Below are 20,297 nucleotides of genomic sequence, written 5' to 3' on the forward strand. Positions count from 1 at the left end.
GGTATAGGCATGGCTGGTATTTTTTCTGGACTTGAGAAACTTGGACTGGGAAACATCGGTGGCGGAGACCTTTTTGAGGATCCAAAGAAAAAAGAAACTGTAGTTAAAAAGGAAGAACCCAAGAAAAAGCTTGCGCTTGTTAATGAGGAAGATTACCTTTTTGACAAGAAATATAAATGTCCGGTTTGCGAATCAGAATTTGAAGCTAAAACTGTAAGAACAGGTAAGGTCAGAATGAAGGCTGTAGATATCGACCTCAGACCTGATTACAGCGAAGTCGATCAGAATAAATATGATGTTATAGGCTGTCCAGAGTGTGGATATGCAGCTCTTGGAAGATACTTTACAACACTTAATAAGTATCAGATCGAAGATATCAGAATAAAGATCTGCATGAACTATAGGAAAATAGTCTATAAAGAACCTACATACAGCTATGAACATGCCAAGAGTCTTTATCAGCTTGCACTTGCCAATGCAGTTGTAAAGAAAGCAAAAAACAGTGAAAAGGCATACATCTGTATGAAAACCGCCTGGGTCGTAAGAGGTGAGACACAGCGTCTTGATGAGTCTGATCCTGATTACGAGACCAAGAAAAAAGAAAATGATGAGCAGGAGAAAGAGCTCCTTACAAATGCCCTTAACGGATTTGTAATGGCAAGACAGTCTGAGGAATTCCCTATTGCAGGAATGGATTCAACAACTCTTGACTATCTGATAGCAGCTCTTGCTATGGAGACAGATCAGTTTGATGTTGCAAGCAAGATGATCTCTGAGATTCTTACATCAAGAGTTGCAAACAGCAGGATCAAGGATAAGGCCAGAGTTTTAAAGGATATGCTCACAGAAAAAACTGGAGAACAATAAAAAAAGAGGTGCTAAGCACCTCTTTTTTAATACTCATTATTTCTCGTCTTCGTCGTCAAAGAATTCTTCTGATGAGGATGGCTCCTTATCAGCTTCGTTTTCTTCCTCATCTTTTGTATCAGATTCAGAAGTCTTGATATCAACATACTTTCTGGAAGTTGTCTTTATATCTTTTTCCTCATCGAGATCATCCTCGAAATCATCATATTCATCAAAATCATCGTCGAAGCTGTCAGCTATCTCAGCTTCTCTCTTGGAAAGATAGTAATAAGCACCTGCAGCTGCAGCGCCTACTGCTGTACAGAATAATATAAACTTACCAAATCCACTGTTTTTGGACATTTTAATAATCCTCCTATCGAACGATAGTTTAATTTTAATACAATTTAATTACAAATAAAAGCGTTAATTCATTGATGAACAAAAAAAGTTTAAGGAAATCTAATGCTTTTATAAGAATTAAGAAATAATTAAGAGATAGCATTGATGATATAATGCAATAAAGTAAAACATAATTGCGATAACTGCGCCTTTTGGGAGATTGGTTGATGCTTTCAATAAATCTTAGAAAGATAGGAATTATATATCTGTTTTTATTAGTCTTCTTTCTGATGCCTTTATCTGTAAATGCCGAGGAAGAAAACACTGAAGAAAATGTCGGCGGTGCCATGGCGGCTACGGGTCAGGTAAAAGGTCTTGGATATGCTACAAAGCTCTATAATTCATCAAACGGACTTCCCACTTCTGATGCAAATTGTATTTTATCAGGCAGCGATGGGTATATATGGGTTGGCGGATATGCCGGACTTATGAAGTATGACGGCATTACCTTCGAGCGCCAGGATTCGACTAATGGTCTCACCAATGCCAATACACTTTTAGAAGACCATAAGCACAGGCTGTGGGTGGGAACTAATGACAATGGAATAGTGGTCCTTGATAATGGCAATACTATCAGATACAGCTACCTTGATGGTCTTAAATCTTCCACAATGAGGTCTCTTGCAGAGAGTATAGATGGAAATGTTTATGCCGGATCTACTAACGGTATCTCATATGTTGACGAATATATGAGACTTCACCTGGTTGATGATTCTCTTTTGTCTGATACATATATCATCAGGTTAATAGCAGATTCTGATGGTAGAGTGTACGGATGTAACAGGCTGGGAGAAGTGTTCTGCATAGAAAACGGAGAGATCATATCCTGCTATTCCAGCGAGGATCTTGGAATAGATACAGTTACAACAATCTTTGTGGACCCTGATTCAAAGGGATATCTTTATTATGGGACCACCAATGACCTTGTATATTACGGCAGATATGGCAGCAAGGGTATGGGACTTAAGAGGGTATCTGTAAGTCCTGCATCAGATATTTCCTGGATAGGCAAAGCTGCAGACAGAATATGGGTCTTGTCAGGCAGTGTGGTAGGATACCTTGATAAGAATAACAGATATATCACATTGGACAACCTTCCTCTTACAAGCCTTATTGGTTCCATGATAGAGGATTATGAGGGGAATTTGTGGTTTACATCAACAAGACAGGGAGTTATGAAACTTGTTGCCAACAGCTTTGTGAATGTCTCCGACCAGGCCAATGCAAGCAATGAAGTTGTCAATGCTACCTGCACTTTTGGAGGATTATTATACATTGGAACGGAAAAAGGCCTTGAGATTGTCACGTCAGGAAATCACAGAATTGAGAATGAACTGACAGAAGAACTAAAAGACGTAAGGATACGGTGCATTATTGAGGATTACGACAGTAATCTGTGGATTGGGACTTTTACGAAAGATAAAGGGCTTATATGCTATTCCAAAAGAGGTGACATCCTTAAGTTTGATGAGAAATCCGGCTTTATATGCAATGAGATAAGAAGTATCAGCCTAAGAGAAGACGGATCTATTTTAGTTGCAACTAACAGAGGACTGGCAGTAATAAAAGATAAAGTAGTCGTTGATACGATCGGCAAAGAGACCATCAGCAATACATTGCTACTTACTTCCTGTGAAGGACCAAACGGCGATATTTATATAGGCTCTGATGGAGATGGTATCTATATTGTTGATAAGGATCATAATGTCAAAAGACTGGGAAGAGATGAGGGCCTTACCAGTGATGTTATCATGCGCATTAAATATGACGAAGAAAGACAGATCTACTGGGTAATAACATCTAATGCACTGTGTTATATGAAAGATGAGAAGATCTACAATCTCACCAAATTCCCATATTCCAATAACTATGACATTTTCTTTTCTAAATCAGGAGATGCCTGGGTTCTGGCCTCAAATGGTATATATGTGGCAAACATAGAAGACATAATGAGTGGAAAAGAGTTTAAATATCAGTTCTTTGACGCTTCAAGTGGTCTTCCAAGTGTTCCGACAGGCAATTCATACAGCGATATAGACAATGAGGGAAATCTTTTCATATGCGGGCGAAGCGGAGTCAGCAGTGTAAATATAGATGACTATCAGGATCGCGAAGCGCATGTAAAGATCTATATCAAATCCATAACCTGTGATGACAGGGAGGTAAAACAGAGAGATGATGGGACATATGTTATTCCTGCTTCCAAAGGCAGAATTCAGATAAATGCATCTATACTGAACTACACACTTATAAATCCACTGGTAAGGATTTACCTTGAGGAATCAAAAGATGAAGGCGTGACTATGTTTCAGAATAGTATGTCAGCCTTGACATATACGAGTCTTCCTTACGGAAATTACAAGCTTCATGTCCAGCTTCAGAGTCAGGCCAATGGAAAAGTATATCAGGATGAAGTATTTAACATAAAAAAGGAGGCAAGGCCCACAGAGATAGTTGCCGTAAAGGTAGCCATTGGCATCCTGGGAGCTATTCTTATTGCGGTGGTTGTGTGGCAGATCCTAAGCGGAACCATTATAAGAAGGCAATATGAGCAGATCCGCATAGCTAAAGATGACGCTGAGAGAGCAAACAGCGCAAAGTCGAGATTCCTTGCCAATATGTCCCATGAGATCAGAACACCTATCAACACCATCATGGGTATGGATGAGATGATAATGAGGCAGGACTCTGAAGGGGTTCCAAAGGAGTATTATCAGAGCATAATGAGTTATGCCAGTGACATAAAAAGAGCATCGGAGTCTCTTTTGGGACTTATAAATGACGTTCTCGACCTGTCCAAGATTGAGTCAGGAAAAGTTCATCTTGTGGAAGAAGAGTATGATCTTGTTGAACTTTTAAGAGCAATCATACCTATGATCAGGGTAAGAAGCAATTTAAAGAATCTTGATTTCAAGGTGGAAGTAGATGAAAATCTCCCCCAGAAATTATATGGTGATGACGGCAAGATAAAACAGGTGGTACTAAACCTTCTTACAAACGCAGTGAAGTATACCGAAGAAGGCGAATTTACCTTAAAGGTCGAAAAGGTTTGGGCTGATGCCAAAGACTGCGGACTTAAGTTTGTGGTAAAAGACACAGGAATTGGAGTTAAAGAAGAGAATATTGAAAAGCTCTTTTCCGCCTTTGAGAGATTTGAAGAAAACAGAAACCGCTCTATTCAGGGGACAGGACTTGGACTTCACATTTCAAAACAGTTTGCGGAGCTTATGAAAGGCGATTTAAGGTGCGAAAGTGAGTATGGAAAAGGTTCAACCTTCACCTTTGAGGTCGAGCAAAAAATAGTTGATGGAAGTGCCATTGGTAAGTTCACTGAAAGCAGCGGTGACATACATATTGGTCCATATGTACCTGAAGTTTACGCACCTGAAGCAAAGGTTCTTGTGGTGGACGATGATGCCATGAACAGGCAGGTTATTTCAGGACTTTTGAGCAAAACAGGCCTTAAACTCACAACTGCTACCAATGGAAAAGAGTGTCTGGAAAAGCTAAAAGAGAACTCTTTCCACTTAGTCCTTTTGGATCATATGATGCCTGTTATGGACGGAATGGAGACAATAAAAGAGATAAGAAAGGACTACCCGGATCTGCCTGTACTCATGCTGACTGCAAATGCAGCTAACAGCGGGAATGAGTTTTATTTAAGCCATGGTTTTAATGGATATCTCCCAAAACCTTTAAATGGTGCTGATCTTGAAAAGGCAATCAAAAAGTATATTCCAAAAGATCTTTTGAAGGAAGAAATACCGGAGGAACTCATAGGAAAGCAGGATAATGCGGAGACAGACATGGGCGAACTATCCTGGGTAAAAGACATCGATGATATCTCTGTGGATGAAGGAATACTAAACTGTGGAGGCAAAGACTCTTATGTAAGTGCACTTACTCTTTTTGCAAACACGGTATCAGATAATTCGGATGTTATTGAAAAAGCTTTTACCGAGAAGGATATCAAGGCTTTCACAATTAAGGTTCATGCCCTAAAGAGCGCTGCAAGGCTCGTCGGAGCAATGGAACTTTCGGAACTTGCAAAAAAACTTGAGGCAGCAGGCAATAACAATGACATTGAATTTATTAATGAAAAAACAAAACTACTTCTGGAAAAATACAGAAATTTCAAGGATAAGCTCAAAGGGCTTGTTGAAAAAGAAGAGGATAATTCAGCCAAAGAACCCATTCCGGAGGCTGAACTTAAGGAAGCTTATGATGCTTTGAGTGAATTCGTTACCCAAATGGAGTATGATGGCGCTATAATGGTAGTGGAGCAGGTTAAGAAGTACAAACTGCCGGAAAAAGACAAAAAGAAATTTGATAATATAGAACATGCTTTAAAACAATTTGACTGGGACAAAGTTGAAGATGAACTGAAAACATGATACTTACGGAGGATAATTTATGTTTTTTGGCTCAGGTAAGGTGCTGGTAATAGGTGAAAAAGAGACTTTTATAATAAAGGTCTTACTTGGAAAACTAAATGATGCAAGATTGCAGACATCTTTTGCTTCAGAAAATTTAAATGCAATAAATGAGGCATGGCCGGAGGATGGTCTTATTGTGTACTATCTGGAAGCAGGAAACAGGATTTCGCCTGAAATATCCACCTTTTTGAAGGATAAGCTGTTGGAGTGCAATAAACAGCTCTTTGTCATTGGTGATGCTGTTGATACCAAAAGCGTGATAGATTCAATGCCACCGCATCTTATTGGAAAAGTTTTTGAGAGGCCACTTAATTATGAGAACTTTGTCAGCGCAACGCTTGCTTATTTCAATATGGTGGCTGATGGCGAAACTAAACGAAGTGTCCTGATCGTGGATGATGATCCTAACTATATGGGACTTGTTAGAGAGTGGCTAAAAGATACCTATAAAGTTTCTATGGCCAATTCAGGAATGAGAGCAATAAAGTGGCTTAGCTCAAATAGTGCAGACCTTATACTGCTTGATTATGAGATGCCGGTTACTGACGGGCCGCAGGTTCTCGAGATGCTGCGGAGCGATCAGGAAACCAAGGATATTCCGGTTATGTTCCTTACCGGAAAGGACGACAAAGAAAGCGTTATGGCAGTTCTTTCACTAAAGCCCGAAGGCTATATATTAAAGACCAGCGGCAAAGAGGAACTTGTAAACACAATTCGTAAGTTTTTTATGTCAAGGTGAATGATATCTGATGAGAAAAAGAACTTTTAAAGATTATTCATCAAAAGAAATATATATATACAAGGTGACGTTGATCCTGGCGGGAATCCTTTTGAACCTTGCCGGGAAATGGATCGCCGGCTTTTTTGGGCTGCCGCTTTTTCTTGATACTGTAGGAACAATATTCGCCTCTGCTGAATGTGGCTTGTTTGCAGGCCTTTTTGTTGCGCTTATGACAAATGTGGCAGGCAATTATTTTGATGGCGTATCCTTGTATTTTGCCATTGTAAATATGGTTGTTGCGCTTTGTTCTGCAAGATTCTTTTATAAGAATTATCTTAAGAGAAAGTCTGGACTTATTTCTTTTATTTCTGTGATATCTATAATATCAGGTACCCTCTCAGCATTTATCGAGTGGTCTATTATTGGAGTACCTGAAAATGAACTGGTTGCCGGATTTACTGCGCTTGTATTGGATAAGGCAGATCTTCCATACATGCTTTCCTATGTTATTGGCGATGTGGCAGTCAATTTCATTGATAAAACAGTAGCTGTGGTCATAGCACTTATTCTGGTCTGGCTGATCCCCGGTGGAGTAAGGGATGGAATATGGAACAGGGAGCTAAACTATGCTGAAGTAGCAAAGGAGCAGTTCTATAACGGCGAATATAATGACATGAATCGTCGAAAGATAAGAATAAGACTTCTTTCCATAATTGCTTTGGAAGCTACATTCCTTTCAGCAGTTATTTCGTATGTGAGTATTTCGCTCTACAATGAAAATGCTGTACGCGATAGAATTGAGCAGGTTAAGGGCGTGACAAGACTTATTTCAGGAGCCTTTGATGGCGATATGATGCCTGTTTTTTTGGAGGAAGGATTTTCCAACCAAAGATACCTAGACCTGGAGGGACTTCTGGTTGCGACCTGTGTTAATTCTCCCGGGGTAGACAGAGCATATGTTTATCAGATAAAAGAAAATGGATATTACATAATATTTGATTCTGATCCGGGATTTAAGGTGGGTGGTTCTATTGGTGAGTATCATCCGCATATAGAGGGCTTTTTACCTTATGTGCCGCAGCTTGTGGCAGGTGAAAAGATTGACCCGGTGGAGATTAATGACGACAGCGGCTGGTATATAACAGGACTTCAGCCTGTGTATAACAGTGCGGGAGAGTGCGTGGCTTATGTTGGCGCGGATATGTCCATGAAGAATATACTAAGTTATAGACATGATTTTACTATAAGAGTTTTACTGGTTGCCGTGAGCTTCCTTGTACTTAGCATTTCTCTGGGAGTATGGCTGGCAGCTAAATATCATACAATTTTGGACAGACAGTATGACATGCTTCGTGAGGCAAAAGAGGAAGCCGACAGTGCCAACAGGGCAAAGACAAGATTTCTTGCAAATATGTCTCATGAGATCAGAACGCCTATTAATACCATCATGGGCATGGATGAGATGATACTTCGTCAGGACACAGAAGGTGTTTCAAGAGACTATGTGGAGAATATTCAGGGGTATGCCGCATCTATAAAGAAAGCATCCGAGATTCTTCTGGGATTGATAAATGATATCCTTGATCTGTCCAAGATAGAATCAGGGAAGATGAATTTGGTAGAGCAGAACTATGATACAGCGGAAGCTCTTAGAAGTATAGTATCTATGATACGTGTTAAGAGCAATGAAAAGGGATTGGATTTCAAAGTTGAAATAGATAAAGATATACCGAAAGTCCTTTATGGTGATGTAGGAAAACTTAAGCAGGTTGTCTTAAATCTTCTCACAAATGCTATAAAATATACAAATGAGGGCGGTTTTACTTTAAAACTGGCAATGCTTCGCTCAGACGGCGACAGGTGTGATCTGTATTTGGGCGTTAATGACACCGGAATAGGTATTAAATCCGGGGATATAGATAAAATTTTTGCCCCATTTGAGAGAGTGGATGAAGTGAAAAACGAAGCTGTTCAGGGAACTGGTCTTGGTCTTAATATCTCAAGACAATTCGTTAAGCTCATGGGCGGAGAACTTAAGTGTGAAAGTGAGTACGGCGAAGGTTCGACGTTTTTCTTCACAATAAGTCAAAAGGTGATAAACAATGACCCTATAGGCGAATTTGTTGAGAAACATGATGAGCAGCATGTCGGAAAATATATTCCTAAATTTGTTGCACCTGACGCCAAGATTATGGTTGTTGACGACAATGAGATGAACCTTCAGGTTGTACTTGGTCTCTTAAAGAGGTCTAAGATAAATATCGTTACAGCCATGAGTGGTAGAGAATGTCTTGATAAATTGGATGACAGCTATAACCTTATTTTGCTGGACCACATGATGCCTGGTATGGATGGTATTGAGACTCTTCAGGAGATACATCAGATCACGGTTGAGATTCCGGTAATCGCGCTCACAGCCAATGCAGCTCACGATGGAAGGGATTACTATAGAAGCAAGGGATTTATTGATTACCTTGCTAAACCGGTTGATGGAGATCTGCTTGAAGAAACTATCAGAAAGTACCTGCCTGACAATCTTATTCATGACGTTGATCCAAATGAAGTTGAAAAAGAAAAGCCGCATCTTTCTGAAAGCCTTAAAAAATTGATTGGTATTGAGGGAATAAATCTTGATGACGGTATCAACTTCTGCGGAAGTACTGATTCACTTGAGAAATTCCTTGATACTTTCTACGGGACCATCGATGAAAAGGCAAAAGAGATCGAGGATGCTTTTACTTCAGAGGATTATAGCTTTTATACCATTAAGGTACACGCATTGAAGAGCACTGCAAGGATAATAGGTGCAAAAGAGCTTTCGGAGCTGGCACTTAGCCTTGAAGAAGCGGGAAAGAGTGGAAATATTGACCTTATAAAAGAAAAGACAAAAACTCTTTTGTCCCTCTACAGAAGTTACAAGGGAAAACTGCACAACTACTTTGCTAAAAGGCATCAAAGCGAAGGCGAAAAAGAAACCATTACAGAGGACATGCTGAAAGATGCCTACGGCGCTCTTAAAGAGCTTGTCCCTGCAATGGATTATGATGCGGTAGAAATGGTACTTAATGAACTTGATAAATATGATCTTCCGTCTGAAGAAAAGGAGAAGATAAATAAACTTCAGGACCTTCTTAAAAAGGCCGACTGGGATGAAATGGAAAATTTATTAAAATAGATCAGTGAGATGATAAAAGTTCATCGATCTTATCCCAATCAAAGGCCTTAAGGGCTGTTGCAATATTGTCAAATACAGCTTTATCCTCTTTTGGAAGAACGTAATCATTTAGCTGGGCAAGGACTAATTCAGCACTATCATAGTCCATCTGCTCAGCTATTTCTTTTAATGAGGCATATGCACTGCTTAGGTCATCAGAAGAAATGGGCTCTTTTCCTGTGTCGTCAGAGGTTTCTTTGCTGTCAAGTTTTGAAAGCTTATTTTTAAAGCTCCTGTACATTTCGAGAAGCTCATCGTTGTGGGTGGTAATAAAGCCCAAATCGGATTTGTTTCCGGCGTCCTCAAGAGACTTTGCAAGTTCTGAAAGCTCATTAGCTCCAATAATGCGGGCAGAGCTCTTTAAGGCATGAACCTTAATTGTGTAGAGCTTTATGTCGTTTTCTTTGTAGGCGTTTTCAATTACTTTTGCATTCTCATCTATGGTGTCGTAAAAGAGCTGTGCAGAGAAAACAAAGCCTATGGCACCACCGGAGTTTTTGATTCCATCTTCAGCTTTAATACCTTCTACCTTTTCAAGCCACTTTTTATCAGGAGGAAGTTCAGGACTTTCTTCTGGAATTATTGGAGAAACAGCCTCTTTGATCTTTTCCTTTGGAATATTGTCGAGAAGTGCTTTCTCTAAAACATTTGAATCAATAGGTTTACTGATATATCCGATAAAGCCCTTTGAACCATAGAATCCATCGCCGTTTGCCATATAGTTTGCGGTCAGGGCAATGGCAGGTATTTCTTTGTTAAATTCTCTTACCTTCTCAAGGGTTTCAATTCCATCCATTCCTGGCATCATGTGATCCAAAAGAAGAAGGTCATAATTATTTTCTTTTAGCATATCCAGGCAGGCAAAGCCTGATTCAGCTGTATCGATTTGAACTTTGATGGGCTTAAGGAACCCTTTTACAACTGCAAGGTTCATGGAGTTATCATCAACAACCAGAATTTTAGCATCTTCTGCTGTAAATCCGGCAACGTGGAGTCCGACAGATTTTGTTTCATCTGTTTCTTTGAATTCCCCAATAGGAGTGGCGTCAATGATCTTCTGGTTTACAGTGAAAATAAAAGTGGAACCTTCACCGTAGACACTTTCGCAGGTGAGGCTTCCGCCTAAAAGCTCCGAGAACTGTCTGGAGATATCAAGTCCAAGTCCTGTTCCCTGAATACTGTTGTTTCTCTCTTCGTCAAGTCTTTCAAAAGCTGAAAAGAGCTTAGGGATATCTTCTTCTTTAACGCCGATTCCGGTATCCTTAACAGAGAAAAGAAGATTACAATTATCACCTTCTACTGAGAGAACTTTTGCAGTAAGAGTAAAGCCGCCTACTTCTGTGTATTTTACGGCGTTTGTTAAGAGATTAAGTACTATCTGCTTTATTTTTCCCATATCGCCATAAAGTTTTGCAGGCAGCTCTTTATCTATATCGAGTTCAAAGTACAGGTCTTTCTGATTACTTCTTATGCGGATCATGGTAATGACTCCCCTAAGAAGCGTAGTAACGTCGTATTCCTGCTCGACAATGTGCATCTTACCTGACTCGATCTTGGAGATATCAAGAATGTCATTGATAAGTCCAAGCAGAGATTCAGAGGCATATCTGATATCGAGTGCGTAGTTTGTTATGGACATGAAATATGGCTTAGGAACACCGGTGGCGTCTTCTCTTAAGATCATTTCATCCATTCCCATGATGGTGTTGATAGGGGTTCTGATCTCATGAGACATATTTGCCAGGAATCTTGATTTTGCATTATTGGCCTTTTCGGCAGCCATTTTGGCCTCTTCAAGCTTATTCATATTAATGATCTCAAATACATAGGCAAGCACTACCATTCCAACTATGGTCATGTTTGTAAGCGAAAGACCATAGGAAAAGATCTGTATTACTGTTGCCACGTACGGAAGGATGCTAAACAAAAGCAGAAAGATAGTGGAACTGCGGTACAAATATTTTCTGATCCTGATGATAGTGACGATCTGGAGCAAAGTTATAGAAAGCGGGAATAAATATGACACAAGAAATCCCGGGTTTCTCACATAGTGATTGGTTTCGTCAAAGTAATAATAGAATTTGGTAAAGAGGTTGGCGACTATCATAAGTGCACCGATAGTGAAAAGAAATTCACTGATAACCAGAAGTATCGGTGGCTTTTTAGGCTTTACTGTCGTTTTTATTATGTCTAGCAGATATACGTTAAAAGCGTGGGATACATATAAGGACAGCAAATAAACGAGGAAATTACTTATTCTTACCATCCAGTATCCTTTTTCTGATATATCACCTCTGTAAATATATGCAATCCTGTCAAAAATAAGAAGAAACATGGAAGAAAGTTCCATGGAAACAAGAGCGTGTTTTCGAGACCTGGTAAGAGTTTTGGTGGACAAAGCAAGGATTGTCAATACTCCACAACCACCACTTAGAAACAGCATGATATCAAGTTGGTAAGTTCTCAAAAAATCGTACATACAAATACCCGCCGAAAGACCATATTTATAGATACTACTAGTATACCATATTAATGATTAAAAATTGATAAAGTACGATAAAACGTTTGAACTGGACTTGGTAAAATGCTATATTTAAACTAGACTGTTGTAGTCAATATGGACTTCGTGGGTGATGCAGGATGAACGAAAAATTTTTTGAACTAAAAAAAGAGAAACAGGACCGCATGATAAATGCTGCGCTTTTAGTGTTTTCCCGTTACGGCTATTATCATGCAAGCACTGATGAAATTGTTAAAGTTGCCGGAATAAGTAAGGGACTTCTTTTTCACTATTTCGGGAGCAAGATCGGGCTCTATTCCTTTCTGTATGATTATGCTACCCGTTTTGTAACCCTTGAACTTGCACAGAATGTGGATAAAGGCGAGACAGAGTACTTTGAACTGTACAAGCAGATCGTTTCAGCCAAGGCGGCTTCTATGGGCCAGTATCCATATATATATCTTTTCCTGAAAAGAGCTGAGGATGAGACTTATGCAGAGGCTCTTTCCGAAATAATGGAAAGGCGTGAAAAATATCAAAGAATAATGGAAGCTTTAAGAGAAAGAGCTGATATAACAGTTTTTTCTCCTGGAATTAACTATAACAAAGTTTGGAATATGCTCGATCATACTGTTGATGGAGTTATGGAAAAAGAGCTGAAGCAGGACACCTTCAGGTCAGATCTGTTTTTAGAAGAAGCTATTGAATATGTTGATATGGTAAGCAAAATGGTTCTCTCATAAAAGGAGGCAAACATGAGCAAGTTTTTAGTAGCTGGAGTAACGCAGATTGAAACAATTGTCAGAGTGGATAAGATTCCCGTAAATTATGCTCCTTTGACCAGGGTTCAGGATTCTATCTACACTGCCATGGGCGGCGATGCTTACAATGAGTCACTGGCTCTAAAGTGGTTGGGAGATGAAGTTACATTCATGTCCATTGTTGGAAGAAATCAGGATTTTGGTCTTATCAATCCGCCTGACAGAAGGATAACTCTTTCTACTGACTATATCATTCCTCAGATGCAGGAAACTCCCACTGAAGTGGTGCTGTATGACAAACAGAGAAAGCAGCAGATATTTGAGGATATTAAGGACCTTAGAGAAAATGTATACGACATGAATGTGGTAACACCAATAGCCGGTGCATGTGACATGATGGTCCTTGCCAATGCTAATTTCTGCAGGCCTTTTGCCAAGACTGCTGCAGAACTTGGAAAGCCGATAGCAGTCAATATAAGAAGCTATAATCCTGAAAAGGAAAAATACAATACGGATTTCCTTGAACCTGCAAAGGTACTGTATTTCAGCGATGATACTCTCTCTGAGGATCCATATGATTTCATAGACAGAATGGCATCAACTTATGGAACAGAGGTAATTATTCTTGGACAGGGTAGTGAAGGCCTTATCCTGTTTGACAAGACCAAGGATATAAAGGCTCATTACAAGACAGTTAAGACCAACGAAGTTGTCAATACAATCGGTGCCGGTAATGCCCTGTTTGCATGTTTCCTTCATTTCTACATGGAGACGGGAGACAGTGTAAACGCAATAAAGAATGCTCTTTTATTTGCATCCTACAAGATCGGGTATATGGGTACTTCCAATGGATTTATGACTGTAGACCAGCTTGAGCAGTGGAGAAACCTTATTTGGGGAATTAAAAAGACTCCTTTTGAAGAGCATGGTGTTTGATTTTTTTTACTTGAAATAGTTTTTATAAACTGATAAAGTAGAGCTATGGAAACGTTACCGGGAACGGTGATTTTTTCCGTAGCTCTTTTGATGAAAGAACTGTTACAGTGATAGATTTTATTAGTGTTGAGAGGATTTGTTATGGCTAAAAAAAGTAAAAAGAAGACAAGAGCATGTGGGGTTTTACTTCCGATTTTTTCACTTCCGTCAGAATATGGAATCGGAACATTTTCAAAACAGGCGTATGAATTTGTTGATTTTTTGGAAAAGGCAGGACAGAGCTACTGGCAGATTCTTCCACTTGGCCCTACAAGCTATGGTGATTCGCCATATCAGTCTTTTTCAACGTTTGCAGGGAATCCATATTTTATAGATATCGAGGCACTTATTGAAGAGGGATTTTTGGATAAAGCTGATGCAGACAAGTGCGATTTTGGTGTCAGCGATGAGTACATAGATTATGAGAAGCTTTACAGATCAAGGTTTAAGCTCCTCAAAAAGGCTTTTGACAATCTGGACAAGGTTTCAAAGTCAGCAGAGATAAAGAAAGAATTTGAAGCTTTCAAAAATGATCCTGACAATGACTGGCTTTCAGATTATTCCCTTTTCATGGCTCTTAAAAATGTCAATGGCGGCAAGGCCTGGGACACATGGGAAGAGGGAGTGAGACTTAGAAAAAAGGATGCGCTTAAAGCTGCTGTAGAAAAATATAAGGTTGAAATAGAGTTTTACAGCTTTTTACAGTATCTTTTCTCAAAACAGTGGAAAGCGCTCAAGGCATATGCTAATGGGAAGGGCGTTGATATTGTGGGAGATATCCCGATCTATGTGGCATTTGACAGTGCTGATACATGGGCTAATCCTGAACTCTTCCAGCTCGATAAGGACAATGTTCCTACGGATGTTGCAGGATGCCCGCCGGATGCATTCAGTGCAACAGGTCAGCTTTGGGGCAATCCTTTGTATAGATGGGATTATCACAAGAAGACAGGCTACAAGTGGTGGATGAAGAGACTTGCCCATTGCTTTAAGCTATATGATGTCGTAAGAATCGACCACTTCAGAGGCTTTGATGAGTACTATGCAATTCCATATGGCAACCCTACTGCTGAGATTGGAGAGTGGAGAAAAGGTCCGGGTATCGAGCTTTTTGATGTCATGAAAAAGGAACTTGGCGAGCAGAGAGTTATTGCAGAGGATCTTGGCTTTTTGACTCCTTCTGTAATAAAACTTGTTAAAAAGACAGGCTTCCCGGGAATGAAGATCCTTGAATTTGCTTTTGATTCAAGGGAGGAGAGCGACTATCTTCCTCACAACTATACAAAGAACTGCATTGTTTATACAGGAACTCACGACAATGAAACCTGCAGAGGCTGGTTCGATGCACTTCCAAGAAGCGACAAGAGATTTGCCAAGGAATATCTGGGTATCACATACTCAAAAGATGCAGTCAAAGCTATGATCAGAGCGGCTTTTGCCAGCGTATCTGACACAGCGATCATTCCAATGCAGGATTATCTGGAACTTGGTGCAGAGGCAAGGATCAATACTCCTTCAACACTCGGTGGCAACTGGGTATGGCGTATGAGAAAAGATGCTCTTTCAGATTCTCTTTGCAAGGGAATGTATGACTATGCTAGAATCTATGGAAGATTGAGATAAAAAGAAAAAACGGATCCGATGGCGTGTGGACAGAAATCCATGCGGCATCGGACTTGTAGTTTCATAGAGATAGGTGGATGTTATGGCGGATATTACAATAGTTGAGATTGCGAAAAGATGCGGTGTAGGGGTCAGTACCGTATCAAGAGCAATTAATGACCACTCTGATATCAATCCTGAAACCAAAAAAAGGATTCTTGAGGTAATAAAGGAAACTGGCTATGTTCCCAATAACAGCGCAAGGAATTTGAAGCGAACAGATGCCAAATGCATTGCTGTTCTGGTAAAGGGAATTACCAATCCATTTTTTACCCCGATGATACAGATAGCAGAGCAGGAGGCAGAAAATCGCAAGTATGCGCTGGTCCTCAGACATGTTGAGGCTTATGAGGATGAGCTGGATGTGGCTCTTGAGCTTGAAAAAGAAAAGAGACTTCGCGGCATTATATTTATGGGAGGAAGCTCAAGACATTCTTCTTCCAAGATAAAGCAGCTTAATGTCCCTGTTGTTTTTGCTACTATTGGTTCGGAAGTATCAGAGAAATTAAGTAAAAAAGAGTACTCGACAGTATCTGTGGATGACTTGCTTGAAAGCCGCAAGATGACTGAGTATCTGATCGGACTTGGACATAAAAAAATCGCAATTTTATCTGAAGGAAGTGATAAGCCTTCCATAGTAAAGCTTCGTCTTGAAGGTTATCTGGAGGCACTTAAGGAAAATGGCCTAGAGATAAATGAGAATCTTATCCGTTTGGTTGATAAGAGAATTTATTCCATGGAAAACGGCTACCAGACTACTAAAGCACTTATTGAGTCAGGTGAAGAGTTCTCAGCTCTTTACTGTATTTCAGACGTACTTGCTGTTGGCGCTTTAAGAGCTTTTGCTGATGCAGGTATAAGAGTTCCTGAGGATGTGAGCGTGGCAGGTTTTGACGGGCAGGATATTTCAAGGTTCTGCGTGCCAAGACTCACAACTGTCAGGCAGCCACTTGAGGAAATATCAAAGGCAACAATGAAGTTATTATTTGACATCATCGACGGAGAAAGTGGCCATCGCCACATTACATTCCCCGGGGAACTGATCGAGGGTGAATCAACAAGGAGGAGATCATGAACAGAACAGCGATTTTTTTAGCAAATGGGTTTGAAGAAATTGAGGCACTTACAGTTGTTGATCTTTTAAGAAGAGCTCAGATAGAGATCAGTACAGTTTCAATCAGCGATTCTCTCGAGGTTACAGGATCACATAACATTACAGTAAAAGCTGATAAGTTATTTGGTGATGTGAACTTTGATGAAATCGACATGATAATTCTTCCGGGTGGAATGCCTGGAACAAACAATCTGTTTAACTGTGAGCCATTAAAAGCAAAGATTACAGAGTTTAATAACGCAGGAAAGCTTCTTTCTGCAATATGTGCGGCACCTACAGTCTATGGCAGGATGGGTCTTCTTGATGGCAAAAAAGCCTGCTGTTACCCGGGATGTGAAGTGGATCTTAATGGTGCCAATGTGCAGACATCAGAAGTTACCTTTGATGATAACTTTATAACCAGCCGCGGAATGGGAACCGCAATTCCATTTGGTCTTGCCATTATCGAGAAATTCCAGGGCCCAAAGGCTGCAGAGGATATGGCTGCAAAAATAGTATATAAACAGTAAGCTCCAGGGAATGTTTAAGAAGGCATTCCTGTCTATTGAGGAAAAACATATGGGAATAGAAATTGAACGCAAATTCACAGTAAAAGAGCTTCCCAAGGACTTAGACCGATACCCCTACCATGTTATTGAGCAGGGGTATCTTAATGTTCACCCGGCAGTCAGGGTGCGCAGGGAAGATGACACCTATTACATGACATATAAGGGATCTTCCATGGAAAATGAAGATCCATCGCAGGATGGCCAGAGCAGGCCAATAGGTAAAGTAGAATATAACATGCCCCTTGATAAAGAATCTTATGATCACCTTGTTCTCAAGGCTGATGGCAATATGATAAGGAAAAAGAGATACCTTATTCCATTAAACAGCGATGGATTTGATGAAACTTTTTTTGCCGGTGAGCCGGGTATAAAAAAGGCTGTAGAAGAGGGAAAGATTAAGATAGAACTGGATATTTTTGATGCGCCTTTTGAAGGGACTATTCTTGCGGAAGTTGAATTTCCGAGTGAAGAGGCAGCAAGAGCGTATAAGCCGGCAAAGTGGTTCTTTGAGGATGTTACCGGTGATGTGAAATACAGCAACTCTCACATGAGCTCAGTAAAATTGTGATTTGATGAGAATTGACTTTTTTAAGATAAATTGTTGTGGAAAAAAATATTCAGCTATGTTATAATCTACAAGCGATTGTGCCTAAAAGGCCAGAAGGGTTTAAAAACCCTTTATATAAACAATTTTTAGAAGGAGAATTTAGCAAAAATGAGCGTAACAGTAGAGAAGCTTGAGAAGAGCATGGCTAAGCTTAAGATCGAAGTATCTGCAGAGCAGCTTGAAAAGGCTATCCAGAAGGCCTATGACAAGAACAAAAACAAGATTCAGATCCCAGGATTCCGTAAGGGCAAGGCTCCTCGTAAGATGATCGAGCAGATGTATGGCAAGGGAGTATTCTATGAGGATGCTGCTAACGAGCTTATCGAGGAAGAGTATCCTAAGGCTGTAGAGGAGTGTGGAGAAGAAGTTGTTTCTTCACCTAAGATTGATGTTGAGCAGCTTGAGGCTGGTAAGGATTTCATCTTTACAGCAGAAGTAGCTCTTAAGCCTCCAGTTAAGCTTGGTAAATATAAGGGCGTAGAGGCTGAGAAGATGGATCTCGAAGTATCTGACAGCGATGTTGATGCTGAGATCGACAAGCAGAGAAATACAAACGCAAGAACAGTAGAAGTAACAGACAGAGCTGTTAAAGATGGCGATATCGTTACTCTTGATTTTGAAGGATTTGTTGATGGAGTTGCATTCGAAGGTGGTAAGGGAACAGATTATCCTCTTACAATCGGTTCAGGTGCTTTCATTCCTGGATTTGAAGAGCAGCTTGTTGGATTTGAAATTGGTAAGGAAGGCGATGTTAACGTAACATTCCCTGAGGATTACCAGGCTGACAACCTTGCTGGTAAGGCTGCAACATTCAAGTGCACAGTTAAGGCTATCAAGGCTAAAGAGCTTCCTGAGCTCAATGATGAGTTCGCTAGCGATGTATCTGATTTCGATACACTTGCTGAGTACAAGGAAGATGTTAAGAAGAAACTCGTAGAGAGAAAGACAAACGAAGAGAAGGCTAAGAGAGAGGACGCTGTAGTTAAGGCTGTTATCGAAGATTCTGAGATGGAACTTCCAGAAGCTATGGTTGAGACTCAGGCTAGACAGATCGTTAATGATTTTGCTCAGAGACTTCAGATGCAGGGCATGAGCATGGATCAGTACCTTCAGTATACAGGCAACACTGTAGACAAGATGATCGAGCAGGTTAAGCCACAGGCTATCGAAAGAATCCAGGCTAGACTTGTTCTTGAGGAAGTTGCTAAGGCTGAGAACATCACAGTTAGCGATGAGGACTTCGAGGAAGAACTCAAGAAGATGGCTGAGCAGTATAAGATGGAACTCGATAAGCTCAAAGAGCTTATGTCAGAGTCTGAGCAGAAGACAATGAGAAGTGACCTTGCTGTTCAGAAAGCTGCTGATTTCCTTGTAGAGAACGTTAAAGAAGTAGCTAAGAAGAAAGCTACAAAGAAGGCTGACGATGCTGAAGAAAAGCCAGCAAAGAAGACAGCTGCAAAGAAGACAACAAAGAAAGCAGACGATGCTGAGGAAAAGCCTAAGAAGACAGCTACAAAGAAAGCTGCTAAGAAGGATGACGACGCAGAAGAGAAGCCTAAGAAGACAACAAGAAAGAAAAAGACAGAAGAAGAGGCTTAATTAACTCTGTATATTTAAGCACAACAATTTATAGAGATATAGATTATAAAGAGGATTCTTGCGCAAGCTAAATGCTTGCGCGAGAATCTTTTTCTTTGTATATGCGTAAGTAAGTTGGGATACATAGTGACGGTTCAAATAAATTGATCTATGTCACGAATGCTTTCTCCAATGGAGCAAGCATTCTTCAGTTATCAGATCATCCTTTATAGACCAGATCACATGATGATAAACATATGTATTGGAAACAATACTTTCATCATGAGAAAAGTTTTAGATTGCGGCTGAGTACGCCACCATTGACTGAGTCTGAGAAAAACGTCGTCTATACCTCGCCGACGGTGAGGATGATGGGAACAGTAAGTTTTATCTCACCGTCGGATTCAGCATTGTAGCGTTTTCCTCAGAACCCGTCAATGGCAGGCACCTTCGGTGTGGCTGGGTTTTAATGCCTCGGGTTCTGACTCCGAGAACAGTAGGGGTGGCTGAAATTGAATCAGCTGGAGACTTGGGATAATGAAAGCATAAAGATTTACCTGGCTATAGCATGATGCGAGAGATTTTTCTCGATTTTCATGCCTTGTGCAAAGGCTTCTGACATGAGTTGGAGATTTTTTGCAAGTATCACATGCTTTGTATAGTGGTTCAGACATGTTGTTAGTGATTTTGACTCAGATACCATGTCTTTGCTTAGTAATTCGACATGCTGTGTCAGATTTTCCTCATAATTTCATGCCTTGAATAGAATCGTTTGGCATGAAATCTAGAATTTATTCTATTATTCATGTCTTGTACATCTTTTTCGACATGACGCGAGCATCTTTTTTCTGTACACATGCTTTCTTTTTATAAAACAATCATTGATGTTTAGATGAAAAGGATGATTTGGGCATATAGCGCTAAAAAACTTCC

General features: G+C 40.2%; 13 protein-coding genes. 11 read left to right on the top strand and 2 right to left on the bottom strand.

Annotated features, from left to right (window positions below; all coding sequences use genetic code 11):
• The first annotated feature begins 9 nt into the window (after positions 1-9).
• Positions 10-867, top strand: coding sequence for a DUF2225 domain-containing protein (locus G585_RS0106695; RefSeq protein WP_022773865.1), 858 nt, complete (start codon positions 10-12; stop codon positions 865-867).
• Positions 868-903: 36 nt separating this feature from the next.
• Here the strand turns inward: G585_RS0106695 and G585_RS17425 are convergent, their stop codons facing one another.
• Positions 904-1,209: a hypothetical protein gene (locus G585_RS17425; protein WP_022773866.1), complete on the bottom strand. Its 306-nt coding sequence runs from the start codon at positions 1,207-1,209 to the stop codon at positions 904-906.
• A gap of 206 nt (positions 1,210-1,415) precedes the next feature.
• On the opposite strand from G585_RS17425, the gene G585_RS17430 reads away from it, so the two are divergent.
• The 3 genes from G585_RS17430 to G585_RS18865 are packed head-to-tail and all read left to right on the top strand — an operon-like array spanning position 1,416 to position 9,580.
• Positions 1,416-5,642, top strand: a complete 4,227-nt coding sequence (locus G585_RS17430; RefSeq protein WP_022773868.1) for a hybrid sensor histidine kinase/response regulator — start codon at positions 1,416-1,418, stop codon at positions 5,640-5,642.
• Between the two features lie 19 nt (positions 5,643-5,661).
• A complete protein-coding gene (locus G585_RS17435; protein WP_022773869.1) occupies positions 5,662-6,423 on the top strand; it encodes a response regulator in 762 nt (253 codons plus the stop codon).
• Between the two features lie 10 nt (positions 6,424-6,433).
• Complete coding sequence (locus tag G585_RS18865; RefSeq protein ID WP_022773870.1) at positions 6,434-9,580, top strand: ATP-binding protein; 3,147 nt, start codon at positions 6,434-6,436, stop codon at positions 9,578-9,580.
• 1 nt (position 9,581) lies between these two features.
• Here the strand turns inward: G585_RS18865 and G585_RS17445 are convergent, their stop codons facing one another.
• Positions 9,582-12,098, bottom strand: coding sequence for an ATP-binding protein (locus G585_RS17445; protein WP_022773872.1), 2,517 nt, complete (start codon positions 12,096-12,098; stop codon positions 9,582-9,584).
• Positions 12,099-12,259: 161 nt separating this feature from the next.
• Between G585_RS17445 and G585_RS17450 the strand changes: the two genes are divergently transcribed.
• The 7 genes from G585_RS17450 to tig all read left to right on the top strand — a co-directional run bounded on the left by G585_RS17450 (position 12,260) and on the right by tig (position 19,385).
• The gene (locus tag G585_RS17450) at positions 12,260-12,862 is read left to right on the top strand and encodes a TetR/AcrR family transcriptional regulator (protein ID WP_022773873.1); all 603 of its coding nucleotides are present in this window, start codon (positions 12,260-12,262) and stop codon (positions 12,860-12,862) included.
• Between the two features lie 12 nt (positions 12,863-12,874).
• Positions 12,875-13,816, top strand: coding sequence for a carbohydrate kinase family protein (locus G585_RS0106730; RefSeq protein WP_022773874.1), 942 nt, complete (start codon positions 12,875-12,877; stop codon positions 13,814-13,816).
• A 141-nt stretch (positions 13,817-13,957) separates the two neighbouring features.
• Positions 13,958-15,478, top strand: a complete 1,521-nt coding sequence (gene malQ / locus G585_RS0106735; RefSeq protein WP_034481519.1) for a 4-alpha-glucanotransferase — start codon at positions 13,958-13,960, stop codon at positions 15,476-15,478.
• 82 nt (positions 15,479-15,560) lie between these two features.
• Positions 15,561-16,592 (top strand): LacI family DNA-binding transcriptional regulator, encoded by a 1,032-nt coding sequence (locus tag G585_RS0106740; RefSeq protein WP_022773877.1) that lies wholly within the window; start codon positions 15,561-15,563, stop codon positions 16,590-16,592.
• Positions 16,589-17,140: a DJ-1 family glyoxalase III gene (locus G585_RS0106745; RefSeq protein ID WP_022773878.1), complete on the top strand. Its 552-nt coding sequence runs from the start codon at positions 16,589-16,591 to the stop codon at positions 17,138-17,140. Before G585_RS0106740 ends, G585_RS0106745 begins: the two co-directional genes overlap by 4 nt.
• A 49-nt stretch (positions 17,141-17,189) precedes the next feature.
• Complete coding sequence (locus tag G585_RS0106750; protein WP_022773879.1) at positions 17,190-17,747, top strand: CYTH domain-containing protein; 558 nt, start codon at positions 17,190-17,192, stop codon at positions 17,745-17,747.
• Positions 17,748-17,894: 147 nt separating this feature from the next.
• Positions 17,895-19,385, top strand: a complete 1,491-nt coding sequence (gene tig / locus G585_RS17455; protein ID WP_022773881.1) for a trigger factor — start codon at positions 17,895-17,897, stop codon at positions 19,383-19,385.
• Positions 19,386-20,297 lie beyond the last annotated feature (912 nt).

Source organism: Butyrivibrio sp. AE2015 (assembly GCF_000420825.1).
Classification (GTDB): domain Bacteria; phylum Bacillota; class Clostridia; order Lachnospirales; family Lachnospiraceae; genus Butyrivibrio.